We start from the raw sequence: 11,767 nt of genomic DNA, 5'->3' as shown, positions 1-11,767 counted from the left end.
TGACAGCCGGGCGTACGCGCGCGTGGTTTTCGGCGGCCGGCACGATCCCCGCCAGCAGTGCAGCGCAGGCCGCCAAGACCTGGGGGTAGCCCCACCAAGAACCCGGAGTCCAGGTGCACCGGACACTCACCGTGCAGCCCCATCGTTCGGCGGCCCGCGCCTGGCGAGACTTGAGGAGTTCGCAGCAAGCGTCGAAAGCATTCAACAAGCCGATCGGCGCCCGGTGTTTTCCTCTCCCTCTGGAGCAGAGTCATGAGTGTCATGAATTCATCCGCATCATCGTCGCGCCGCCGCCGCCGTCAGGCAGCATTGACGACCGTGGCCTTGGCCGCTGTGGTGACCGGGGCCCTCGTCGCGTGCGGGAATTCCACGGGCTCGGCTGTCGCCGCCACACCGGCCGCAGCAGGTCGGCATTCGGCCACCGCAGCTGCTACCGGTACCGCAGCCGCTGATCCTTCGCTGCACATGATCGAGAACAACGGGCACAAGCTGGCCTTCCACGTCACGCCCGGCCACCTCCCGGCCATCGTCCTGGATGCCGGGGGCGGTCTGGACTCGTCGCAGTGGAAGAAGATCGCGCCCGCCCTGGCCAAGAAGACCGGATCCGAGGTCATCACCTATGACCGGACCGGAATGGGAAAGAGCGAAGAAATCATCGGCTCCTGGAATGCGGAGAATGCCGCATCGGATCTGGAGGCCGGTCTCACCAAGCTCGGTGTCACCCACAACGTGATTCTCGTATCGCATTCCCAGGCGGGCGAGGTGGCCACCTATTTCGCGAAGAAGAATCCGCGCTGGCTGTCCGGCGCCGTGCTTGTGGACGCGAGCCTGCCCAATTTCTACACGGACAGCGAAACTGCGCGAATCGAGGCGGCGAACCAGGGGCAGGTGGCGGCGCTCGACGGTCAGCTCTCGACGAGGGTGACCCGCCAGCTCCTGGCCACGGCAAGCAACTACGGGCCGATGCACCGGGCTTACCACGCGGTCTCGTGGCCGAAGAGCGTCCCTGCGACCGTTATCGCGTCGTCGGCGACGCCGTTCGACACGCCCGAGGACGCGCAGCTGTGGCGGGACGCGCTGCGGCAGTTCGCGGACGCGTCCGCGAACCGGCAGCTCGTCGTCGCGGAGAAGACCTCGCACGACATTCCGGCCGAGCGTCCAGATGTCGTCATCAAGGCCGTCGAGAACATGGTGAAGGCTCACGGGTGACGTCACGACAACACGGGTGACGTCACCACGACCGGGTGGTCAGGCTGTTCGGTCGACGGCTGTGGTGCACCAGATGTCTGACCTGTCGGGAGCCCTGACCTGTCGGCTCCCGGAGGTCAGCTGTCGGTCAGCAGCGGCCCGAAGGTCGTCCGGCCGATCCTCTCGGCACTCGCCTGGTCGACGACGGTGCCGTTCACATCGGGGTGCTGACCGGCCCAGGCCGAAGCGGTCCGGTCGGCGAAGAAGTTCAGGGTGTCGCAGCAGACGTCGGCAGCCGGCGCCGGGAGACTGCCCCGGCCGACCAGGTCCAGCGCGTCCCCCGCGCAGCAGTCGCCGTCCGCCGGGTCGGGCAGGCCCGTCGAAGTCAGGTCCGTCGAAGTCAGGCCCGCCGCAGTCAGGACCGTGCGCAGTTCGTCCACGCTCGGCGCCCCGTCGACTTCGCCACCGGCGTGCCGGTAGATCCGGCACGACACGCTCGGCGTCGCCCCGGCGCTCCCGAACGGGTCGACGCCGTCGAGCAGGACGGTCGGCGAGCCGGACATCCCCGCCCGTTCGGCCTCGGCCTGCTCGGATACCTCGACCAGCTCCATCTCGGCGTCCCGGCCACCCAGCGCGGTCGTGATCCGCGCTTGCACGACCGGCCCGTTGGGACAGTCCGGAACCGTCAGCACCGTGATCCGCATGGCGTCATCCTCCTGGTCGTCCGAAGCCTTTGCAGGCCCGTAGACCTCTGCTGGTCCGTAAGCCTCTGCAGTCGACGCTAGACCTTCCACCGCACTGGAAGGTCAAGAGCTAGCCTGAAGACATGCGCATCGGGGAACTCGCCACACGGAGCGGACTGACCACCAAGACGATCCGCTACTACGAACAGGCCGGCCTGATGCCGGAACCGCCACGGACCCCGGGCGGCTACCGCGACTACCCGGCCACCGCCGAGCCCCGCCTCGCGTTCATCCGCGACGCCCAGCACGCCGGCCTCACCCTCGCCGAGATCCGTGGCGTCCTCGCCCTCCGTGACAGTGGCGAGGCACCCTGCGGCCACGTCACCGACCTCATCCACCGGCACCTCGAAGAGATCGACCGGCGCATGGCAGAGCTCCGCAAGACCCGCACCGCCCTGCGTGGCCTCGCCCGGCTGGCCGATGAGACCGACCCGCAGTCCTGCAGCGACGCCGAGAACATCTGCCGCATCATCAGCCCACCCCGGCGGGACGAATCCTGAACTCCGGCTGCTCCGGCTGCTCCGGCTGATCCAGCTACTCCGGCCGCACCGTCCACTTCGGCCAGTCCCGCTACTTCGGCTACTCCGGCCCAGCCGCACCCGCGTGCTCCGCTACCTCGGTGTGTCCGGAACACGCGCGTTGAGATGCCGGTCCCGGCTGTGCCAGCGGCGGGACACCGTGCGCAGGTTGCCCTCCGGGGTGGTGGCGTCCTCGGGGTGGACCGCGTACAGCCGCGTGAACGAGCTGGCGGCGAACACGCACAGCCAGGTGGTGACGACGAAGGGCGCCGTCAGGACCGGCAGTCCCACCGGGGCGAGGACCGTGGTGAATGTGCCCTCCACGACGACGCTCAGCGCGGCGGCCACCGCGGCGAACACTGCCGAGCGGTAGCTGAGCAGGTAGTACAGACCTGCGAGGGCGATGGCGGTCAGTACCCCGTTGTACCCGGCCAGCCCGGACCGCAGCGTCGCCTCCGAGGCGCCGAGCCCCCACGCCACGAGCAGCCCGATCAGGCTCCCGGCCACCGTGGCCGCCGCGGAGATCCGCGAGTTGACGGCGATCCCGACCAGCAGCGCCACCCCGGTCCACAGGCCGGTCTGCAGCGGCACCTCGGCGATGCCGTTGAACAAGCCGTGCAGCAGATCGCTCGCTGTCAGGTCCTGCGCCCCGGACAGCGATTCGGTCGGCAGCCGCGCCGCGGGCAGGGCCGTGCTCCCGGACAGCCGGCCGAACTGGCGCAGTCCGGCGAGGAACACCCAGGTCGTCGCCACGAACGCGGCGGTCAGCGTCGGGATGTGCGCGGAGTTCACGAAGTTGTGGACGGCCGCGGTGAAGGCCGTGACGGCGACGCAGGCGAACACGACATAGCCGAACCGCGCGTATCCGTGGGTGGCGTAGGCGGACAGGGCGATCCCGGTCAGCGTGCCGTTGAATCCGTACAGGCCGTGGCGGACCGCTGCCCGGTCCACCCCCGCCAGCATCGCCGTGGCGGTGGCCACCGCGGTGCCCAGCAACGCGTACAGCCCCGCGGTCGTACTGCTCAGGAAGATCCCCACCAGGAAGATCGCCCCGGTCAGCGGGTTGTCCTGCAGCATCACCTGCCCCACACCGCGCAGCACCGCCTCGACGAAACTCCCCACCGGGGAGCGCACCACCGATGTCACCAGGCCCGATGCCACTCCGGTTCACCCCCGGTCCGCTGATGGGTCTTGTGCACGGCGGTCCCCTAACTGAATCTGTATTGATCTGGACGGATCTGTCTCTCTCTGTGAGAGATGTCTGATGTGCTTGATGGTGTCCCGTATCCGTCGTTCTCCAGAGGCCTACCAGCCGGCAGGCACCCGGCGTCGGAGACCGGCCGGGGAAGGCGCCGGAGACAGTGCCAAATGACGCTCGTATGCTCGGTTCATGACTGATCCGCAGCCCGCAGGACCCACCGCAAATGCCATGCGTCGCGCGCTCAAGCGGGCCAGGGACGGCGTCGCCCTCGATGCGGGGGAAGCAGCCGTACTGCTCCAGGCGCGCGGCGACGACCTGCGCGATCTCGCCGCTTCGGCCGCCCGCGTCCGGGACGCCGGACTGGAAGCGGCCGGGCGGCCCGGCGTCATCACGTACTCGCGCAAGGTGTTCATCCCGCTGACCCGGCTGTGCCGGGACAAGTGCCACTACTGCACCTTCGTCACCGTGCCCGGCAAGCTCAGGGGTGCTGGACACGGCATGTACCTGTCCCCCGATGAGGTACTGGAGATCGCCCGGCAGGGCGCCGAACTCGGCTGCAAGGAAGCCCTGTTCACCCTCGGTGACCGCCCCGAGGAGCGCTGGCCCGAGGCGCGCGAGTGGCTGGAGGCCGAGGGGTACGACGACACCCTCGCGTACGTCAGGGCCATGGCCGTCCGCGTCCTGGAGGAGACCGGCCTGCTGCCGCACCTCAACCCCGGCGTCATGACCTGGACCGACCTCCAGCGCCTCAAGCCGGTCGCCCCCTCGATGGGCATGATGCTGGAGACCACCGCCACCCGCCTCTGGAGCGAACCGGGCGGCCCCCACCACGGCTCGCCCGACAAGGAACCCGCCGTACGGCTGCGCGTCCTGGAGGACGCCGGGCGCTCCAACGTGCCCTTCACCACCGGGGTGCTGATCGGCATCGGCGAGTCGTACGAGGAGCGCGCCGACGCCTTCTTCGAGCTGCGCAGGACCGCCCGCTCCTACCACGGCATCCAGGAAGTCATCGTCCAGAACTTCCGTGCCAAGCCGGACACCGCGATGCGCGCGATGCCCGACGCGGAGCTGGAGGAACTGGCCGCAGCCATCGCGGTGGCCCGGCACATCCTCGGCCCGTCCGCCCGTATCCAGGCCCCGCCGAACCTGGTCGACGCGGAGTACGCGCTGCTCATCGGCGCGGGCATCGACGACTGGGGTGGCGTCTCCCCGCTGACCCCCGACCACGTCAACCCCGAGCGTCCCTGGCCGCACATCGACGAACTGGCCGCGCGGACCGCCGACGCCGGGTTCCAGCTGCGTGAACGCCTCACCATCTACCCGGAGTTCATCCAGCGTGGCGAACCCTGGCTGGACCCCCGGCTGCTGCCGCACGTCCGGGCGCTGGCCGACCCGGAGACCGGGCTGGCCCGCGAGGGCGTCAAGCCGTCCGGGCTGCCCTGGCAGGAGCCCGACGAGGGCTTCACCGCGACCGGCCGCACCGACCTGCACCACACCATCGACACCGAGGGCCGCACCTCCGACCGGCGCGACGACTTCGACGAGGTGTACGGGGACTGGGAGGCGCTGCGCGAGCAGGCCGCCCCCGGCATGGTCCCGTCCCGTATCGACACGGACGTCAAGCAGGCCCTCAGCCAGGCCGCCGCCGACCCGACGCTGCTCACCGACGACGAGGCCCTCGCCCTGCTGCACGCGGACGGCCCGGCGCTGGACGCCCTGACCCGGATCGCGGACGAGCTGCGCCGGGACGTGTCCGGTGACGACGTCACGTACATCGTCACCAGGAACATCAACTTCACCAACGTCTGCTACACCGGCTGCCGTTTCTGCGCGTTCGCCCAGCGCCGTACGGACGCCGACGCGTACACCCTCTCCCTGGACCAGGTCGCCGACCGCGCCGCCCAGGCGTGGGACGTCGGCGCCGTCGAGGTCTGCATGCAGGGCGGCATCCACCCGGACCTGCCCGGCACGGCGTACTTCGACATCGCGAAGGCGGTCAGGGAGCGCGTCCCGGACATGCACGTCCACGCGTTCTCCCCGATGGAGGTCGTGAACGGCGCGACCCGCACCGGTATGTCCATCCGCGAGTGGCTGATCGCCGCCAAGGAGGCGGGCCTCGGCTCGATCCCCGGCACGGCGGCGGAGATCCTGGACGACGAGGTCCGCTGGGTCCTCACCAAGGGCAAACTGCCCACGGCCACCTGGATCGAGGTCATCACCACCGCCCACGAACTGGGCATCCGCTCCTCGTCCACGATGATGTACGGCCACGTCGACCAGCCCCGCCACTGGCTCGGCCACTTCCGCACCCTGGCGCAGATCCAGCAGACGGCGCTGGCGAAGGGCGTCGAGGGCTTCACGGAGTTCGTGACGCTCCCCTTCATCCACACCAACGCCCCGGTCTACCTGGCCGGAATCGCCCGGCCGGGCCCGACCACCCGCGACAACCGCGCGGTCACCGCGATGGCCCGGCTGCTGCTCCACCCGTACATCCCCAACATCCAGACCAGCTGGGTGAAACTGGGCGCGGAGGGCGCGGCGGAGATGCTCCGCTCCGGGGCGAACGACCTGGGCGGCACGCTCATGGAGGAGACCATCTCCCGCATGGCCGGGTCGAGTTACGGCTCGTACCGCTCGATCCAGGACCTGATCGCCATCGCGGACCTGGCGGGCCGCCCGTCGCGCCCCCGGACGACGCTGTACGGCGAGGTGCCGGAGGAACGGGTGGCGGCGGCGACGGCCTCGGACGGTCATCTGCCGGAGCTGCTACCGGTGTTGGGGGACTGAGAGCTGTGGCATGAGCCGGTCCGCGCGGTGCGGTGCGCGCGGACCGGCTCACGGCTCGGGGCTGTTCGACGCCGTGGCCTCAGCAGAGAAGACCCTGTACGCCAACCCTTGCGAGCCCGGTGAGATCCTGGCATTCGAACTCGACAGCACACTGCGAGTCTTGATCGCTGCCGAGTCTGTTGATTGGCTGGCCGACATGACTGAACTCGGACCCGTCGCCTGGCCGCCTGCCCCGATCCGGACCGAGAGGCTCGTGCTCCGTGAGTCCGAGGCCCGGGACCGTGCGGCGTTCATCGAGCTGCTGGCGTCGCCAGAGGTGCACACCTACCTCGGCGGTCCCCGCCCTCGCGATGAGCTTGAGCGGGAGATGCCCGGGGTGCCCGAGCGGTGGCCCGGGAGCTTCGTCGTTGATCTCGACGGGGCGATGATCGGCCAGATCCTGCTCAGGAGAGCACCGGAGCACGGTCGCCCGGCTGCCGCGGGGAAGGTCGATCTCGGCTACCTGTTCCTGCCGGGGGCGTGGGGATTCGGGTACGCCGCCGAGGCGTGCGCGGCGGCACTCGACTGGTTCGACGGCGTCCTTCCCGGGAATCCGGTGGTGCTCCACACCCAGAGCGCCAACGTCGGCTCGATGCGCCTCGCGGCAAAGCTGGGATTCACCGAGGTGGAGCGGTTCCGGGCCTGGGACGCCGAGCAGTGGCTCGGCCTGCGGTCCCCGGTCCCGCCGTCCGCTTGAGCTCGTGCTCGACCCAGCCGGGACAGCGCCGGGATCGGTCCCAACAGTGCCGAGCCGACGTCACACATCCGAATTCGGCAGCAGCCCCTGGGCCACCGCCGCGTCCCTGACTTCCCGGTACAGCGTGGTCAGGGCCTCGCTCGCCTGGACGCGCGGCAGCTGGAGCCGGTCCAGTGCGGTTGCGTCGGCACCGACGTCCTGCCAGCCCTGACCGGTCAGGAGACGCATCAGCGCGGGGTTGAGCCGGTCCACTCCGCGTACGAGCCGGGCCTCGGGCGTCGCGCCCTCCTCGTACTCGTGCCACAGCCCGAGGAACTCGGCACCGAGCCCGTCCGGGAGCCCGGAGAACCGGCGCTGGGCGACCTCCTCCTCGATCCGGGCCTTGTCGCCGTCGGGCTGCGCGCTCCAGGCCGACGGGTCGCCCGCGTCGATCTCCACGAGGTCGTGCATCAGGCACAGCTTGAGCATCTTCTCCAGATCGAGCGCATGGCCGTATTCCCGCTCGAACTCGCGGTGCAGGATCCAGCTGACCAGCGCCAGGTGCCACGAGTGCTCGGCCACGCTCTCCTTCCTGGCGGAGGTGGCGTTGTTGTGCCGCTCGACTTCCCGCAGCCGGGCGGTGAAGGCGATGAAGTCGAAGAGTTCGCGGAGGTTGTCGTCCATGGCATCTGCCCTGCCTTTCCGTGACGTTGCCGAGCCCTGTCCAGCAGTCCGCCGTGAACAGCTTGGCCGGCGCGGGATCAGCACACTTCTACGCCGCCGTCAGCGTGGCGGCCAACTCATCCAGGCTGTTCGACCGCCAGCTGAAGGTGTCGGTCCTCTTCGGAGGATCCCCGACCGGTCTCCGAACGTATGCGGTTCGCATTCCGACCGTCTGAGCTCCGCGAAGGTCCCAGGCGTGGGCGGCGACCATCAATACGCGCTCCGGCGGGCATCCTGCCGCGTCGACCGCGAGCCGGTAGACGTCCGGCGCGGGCTTGTAGGCCTGGGCGTCTTCGGCGGAGAGAGCTTGGTGCCAGCGCAGCCCGGCGTACGCGTTGAGGCGGAGCAGGGTTGCGCGACTGGCGTTGGAGAGCCCCAGTACGGGAAATCGCCGCGCGAGGCGCGTGAGTCCGGAATGGGAGTCGTCCCAGGGACTCAGGCGCTGCCCTGCGGTCGCCAGTCGCTCGATGACCGTCGGATCGGTGAGTCCGGCGCGGGCGGCCACGCGTTGAGCTGCCTCACGGTCGATGATCTCGGTGTTGGCGTATGCCCGGCTGTCTTCGCCGATGCGTTGCTGCTCGTGCTCGACATGCTCTTGCCACACGGTGAGCAGGTGGTCGACAGACGCATCGTCGGACGCGGGCACCGCCTCGCGAATGGCTGCTCGAAGTCCGCCTTGCTCGTCGACCATCGTTCCGAGGACGTCGAAGACGACGACTTCGACGTCGCACACCTCGGCCATCCGGCCTCCTCTCGATGGTTGCGTCACTGGTTCAACCGGTGACGAGTGTTGCTCGACCTCGCGTCACCGGTCAAGATGGTGACGTGAGATTCGCATTCGTGAGTGGCAACCCAGCTCTGGACCTGGTGGGCACCGTGGGGTCCCGTCGGGACAAGCCCGTCGACCTCCTGGTCGCCCCCGCCGATCTTGAGCAGTGGGTCCTCGAATGCGACGAACTCCCCGACCAGGTGACCGCCGATGCCGCGACCTTCACAGCCGCGCTGCAGCTCCGCGAGGCGATCCACCAACTGGCGCTCGATCGCATGCGGGATCGTCGCTTCGCGCCGACCGCCCTGGAGATCGTCAATGACGCAGCCGTCGGGCCGGAACCCACGGTCGAACTCAGCGACGCAGGCTTGCATCTGTCAGGGGATCTCCGCTCCGCGCTGGCCCACGTCGCACGCAGCGGGATCGCCGTGCTCGCCGACCGCCACGCGTGCTTGAAGGAGTGCGGTCGCTCGGGCTGTACTCGCCTCTATCTCGACCGCTCCCGTGGTGCACGTCGCACGTGGTGCGGCATGGAGGCTTGCGGCAATCGCGTAAAAGCCGCGGCCTATCGAGCCCGCAGGCAAGCCGCCGAACAGGGACGCGATGTCGGGGGGAATCAGTCGCCGATGTTCCGGGAGCCGCGGCACCCGGAGTAAGAGCAACTCCCGTCCCGATCAGCCCCGATCAGCCCCGATCGGCCCCAATCAGGCCGGAGATCTGGTCGACCGTTGCCGCCGGACCCTCCGCCACGGGTGCGCCCCACCGGCCGCGGTTCAGTTGTCCTCGCCGTCCTTCAGGGCGAGCAGCACGGTACGGAGGTCGTTGTTCAGGCGGTGCTGGCGCTCCGCGGACAGCGCTGAGAGCAGCCGCAGTTCGGTCTCGGTCTTGGTGGCGAACACTTCCTCGGCGCGGGCGGCCCCCTCCGCAGTGAGGGTGACCGTGACCGAGCGGCGGTCGTGCGGTGCGAAATCGCGTACCAGCCAGCCCTTGGCCTCCAGCCTTCCCACCCGGTTGCTGACGGCTCCCGAGGTCAGCTGCATTTCGGTGGCCAGGGCTCCGGCGGTCAGTTGTCGCTGCGGCGCCCGGAGCAGGCATGCCAGGAGTTCCAGTTCCCACAACTCGATTCCGTGCGGGGCCAGTTCGCGCTTGAGTTCCGTCTCCAGGCGGTGGGCGACCCGGCGCAGCCGGTAGGCGAGCGCCTTGGCCTCCAGCAGTGCGGGGTCGTGCGTCTGCGCGAGGGTGGAAATCAGGCGGTCGATACCGTCGGTGCCACCGGCACCCTCGATACCGTCGGCATCCTTGACGCCTTTGGCACCCTCGATACCGCCCGTGCCCTCCGCGCCCTCGGTGCCCCCCGTGCCCTCGGTGCCGGATTTCTGGGTCATGTGATGCAGCGCTTCCTCTGTTGCAGCTCGTCTTGCCGGGCGAGTGCCGGAAGGCCCATATGTACAGGGTCAGTTGACCGAACGGCAGTGGCCGGAAGAGGTCTTCCGCCCGCCGAATCACCCGGCATAGGGTTCATTATCTTAACGTTCACAGGTTAGGGGAGAAGCCGATGCGAACAGCTCGGAAGAACGCCGGATCCCTGCCCCCGTCGCCACCGCGCCCGCGAGGAACAGCCCGATGAACGCGGACGTCGTCGTCGCCGGGGCGGGCCCGGTCGGCCTGCTGACCGCCGCACTGCTGGACGCCGCCGGGCTGAGCGTGCAGGTCTTCGAGCGCAACGCCGGGCCCAGCGCGCACTCCAAGGCCATCACCATGCATCCCCGCACGCTGGAGGCGCTCTCCACGCTCGAAGCCGGGGGACAGCGGCTGTCCGAGGTCCTGGTGGAACAGGGCCGGCCGACACCCCGCGCCCATTTCGCGGTGCTGCCCGAGATGCTGGACTACTCGGCGCTCGACACTCCGTATCCCTTCGTGCTGATGATCCCGCAGGCACGCACCGAGCGGATCCTCGCCGACCTCCTGCGTGAGCGCGCGGTCCCGGTGCACTACGGCCAGGCCGTCACCGGGTTCGAGCAGGACGCGTCGGCCGTACGGGTCAGGGTCGGGGACGCGGCGTACGAGGCCCGCTATCTGGTGGCCGCGGACGGTGGGCACAGTCTGCTGCGCGGCCTCGCCGGAATCGACTTCCCCGGCAGCCCGCCGACGACTGCGGGCTTCACGGCCGACGTGGAACTCGCGGATCCGCCCGCTGCGCCGCAGCACCGCTGGCACCGGGACACCGGCAGCCTGAGCATCGTGCCGCTGCCCGACGGGCAGTACCGGATCTTCGGCACCGAGGCCGTGGACACCGGCCTGGCGCCCGACGAGGTACGCAAGGTGCGGGCCGAACCGCTGACGCTGCCCGAGCTGCGGGCGAAGGTGCGGCGGATCACCGGGACCGACTGCGGGATACGGGACGTCTTCTGGAGCTCATGGGCGACGGACAGCACCCGGCACGCCGACCGGTACCGGTCCGGGCGGGTCCTCCTCGCCGGGGACGCCGCACACATCCATCTGCCCGCGGGCGGCCAGGGGATGAACGTCGGGATGCAGGACGCTGCCAACCTCTGCTGGAAACTGGCCGCCGAGCACCACGGCTGGGCCCCGGCCCACCTGGTCGACGGTCCCTTCGACTACACCCACGAACGCCAGCCAATAGCGGCCCGGCTGGCCGCCAACACCCTTGCCCAGGGCGTCCTGATGAACACCTTCACGCCCGGGGTCGAGGCCCTGCGGACGCTCTTCAGCGACCTGATCGCGCGGGGCGGCGACACCGCGCGAGAGCTGGCCGGCTGGCTCTCGGGACTGGACCTGGCCTACCCGGCCCCGGCGGGCGCCCACCCGCTGACCGGCACCAGGGCCCCCGACCTGACGCTGACCGGCGGCACGCTGCTGCACGCACTGCGGCAGGACCGTTTCGTACTGGCGGACTTCACACCGGAGCAGCGCTTCGCCGGGCTCGGTTCCCCCCGCGTGGACGTACGGTCCGCACGCCCACGCCCCGGCGTCTGGTCGGAGCTGGAGGCCGCCCTGATCCGGCCCGACGGCTACACCGCCGTGGCCACCGGGTCGGCCTCCCCGGACGAACTGTCGGCAGTGGTTGCCGAGTGGACCACGCCTGGCCAGGCCTGCTGACCC

11 protein-coding genes are annotated in these 11,767 nt (G+C 69.9%); 6 read left to right on the top strand and 5 right to left on the bottom strand.

The window, feature by feature from the left end:
- The first annotated feature begins 465 nt into the window (after nucleotides 1–465).
- Nucleotides 466–1,209: an alpha/beta fold hydrolase gene (locus OG709_RS14830; RefSeq protein WP_266642492.1), complete on the top strand. Its 744-nt coding sequence runs from the start codon at nucleotides 466–468 to the stop codon at nucleotides 1,207–1,209.
- Between the two features lie 116 nt (nucleotides 1,210–1,325).
- Here OG709_RS14830 and merB read toward each other — a convergent pair whose 3' ends face one another.
- Complete coding sequence (gene merB, locus OG709_RS14825; protein WP_329166461.1) at nucleotides 1,326–1,892, bottom strand: organomercurial lyase; 567 nt, start codon at nucleotides 1,890–1,892, stop codon at nucleotides 1,326–1,328.
- Between the two features lie 122 nt (nucleotides 1,893–2,014).
- On the opposite strand from merB, the gene OG709_RS14820 reads away from it, so the two are divergent.
- On the top strand, nucleotides 2,015–2,431 hold the full coding sequence (locus OG709_RS14820; protein WP_326694666.1) for a heavy metal-responsive transcriptional regulator: 417 nt from the start codon (nucleotides 2,015–2,017) through the stop codon (nucleotides 2,429–2,431).
- Nucleotides 2,432–2,542: 111 nt separating this feature from the next.
- On the opposite strand, the gene OG709_RS14815 is transcribed toward OG709_RS14820, so the two are convergent.
- Nucleotides 2,543–3,610: an urea transporter gene (locus OG709_RS14815; protein WP_250301296.1), complete on the bottom strand. Its 1,068-nt coding sequence runs from the start codon at nucleotides 3,608–3,610 to the stop codon at nucleotides 2,543–2,545.
- Nucleotides 3,611–3,839: 229 nt separating this feature from the next.
- On the opposite strand from OG709_RS14815, the gene OG709_RS14810 reads away from it, so the two are divergent.
- Together OG709_RS14810 and OG709_RS14805 are read left to right on the top strand one after the other, a co-directional pair.
- The gene (locus tag OG709_RS14810) at nucleotides 3,840–6,437 is read left to right on the top strand and encodes a bifunctional FO biosynthesis protein CofGH (RefSeq protein ID WP_250301297.1); all 2,598 of its coding nucleotides are present in this window, start codon (nucleotides 3,840–3,842) and stop codon (nucleotides 6,435–6,437) included.
- 196 nt (nucleotides 6,438–6,633) lie between these two features.
- Complete coding sequence (locus OG709_RS14805) at nucleotides 6,634–7,173, top strand: GNAT family N-acetyltransferase (protein WP_266642497.1); 540 nt, start codon at nucleotides 6,634–6,636, stop codon at nucleotides 7,171–7,173.
- A gap of 60 nt (nucleotides 7,174–7,233) precedes the next feature.
- Here the strand turns inward: OG709_RS14805 and OG709_RS14800 are convergent, their stop codons facing one another.
- Nucleotides 7,234–7,836 (bottom strand): HD domain-containing protein, encoded by a 603-nt coding sequence (locus tag OG709_RS14800; protein WP_250301299.1) that lies wholly within the window; start codon nucleotides 7,834–7,836, stop codon nucleotides 7,234–7,236.
- 88 nt (nucleotides 7,837–7,924) lie between these two features.
- Nucleotides 7,925–8,617 carry a haloacid dehalogenase type II gene (locus tag OG709_RS14795; RefSeq protein WP_250301300.1) on the bottom strand — a complete coding sequence of 231 codons (693 nt, stop codon included), beginning with the start codon at nucleotides 8,615–8,617 and terminating at the stop codon, nucleotides 7,925–7,927.
- Between the two features lie 98 nt (nucleotides 8,618–8,715).
- Here OG709_RS14795 and OG709_RS14790 point away from each other — a divergent pair, with 98 nt between their 5' ends.
- Nucleotides 8,716–9,300, top strand: coding sequence for a CGNR zinc finger domain-containing protein (locus tag OG709_RS14790; RefSeq protein ID WP_250301301.1), 585 nt, complete (start codon nucleotides 8,716–8,718; stop codon nucleotides 9,298–9,300).
- A gap of 117 nt (nucleotides 9,301–9,417) precedes the next feature.
- Here the strand turns inward: OG709_RS14790 and OG709_RS14785 are convergent, their stop codons facing one another.
- Nucleotides 9,418–10,029 (bottom strand): MarR family winged helix-turn-helix transcriptional regulator, encoded by a 612-nt coding sequence (locus OG709_RS14785; RefSeq protein WP_329166458.1) that lies wholly within the window; start codon nucleotides 10,027–10,029, stop codon nucleotides 9,418–9,420.
- A gap of 238 nt (nucleotides 10,030–10,267) precedes the next feature.
- On the opposite strand from OG709_RS14785, the gene OG709_RS14780 reads away from it, so the two are divergent.
- Nucleotides 10,268–11,764, top strand: a complete 1,497-nt coding sequence (locus OG709_RS14780) for an FAD-dependent monooxygenase (RefSeq protein WP_329166457.1) — start codon at nucleotides 10,268–10,270, stop codon at nucleotides 11,762–11,764.
- The last annotated feature ends 3 nt before the right edge of the window (nucleotides 11,765–11,767 follow it).

This window comes from Streptomyces sp. NBC_01267 (genome assembly GCF_036241575.1).
In the GTDB taxonomy this organism is placed as follows: domain Bacteria; phylum Actinomycetota; class Actinomycetes; order Streptomycetales; family Streptomycetaceae; genus Streptomyces.
Note: the sequence above shows the minus strand (reverse complement) of the source record. Positions and strands in the feature narration are given on the sequence as shown.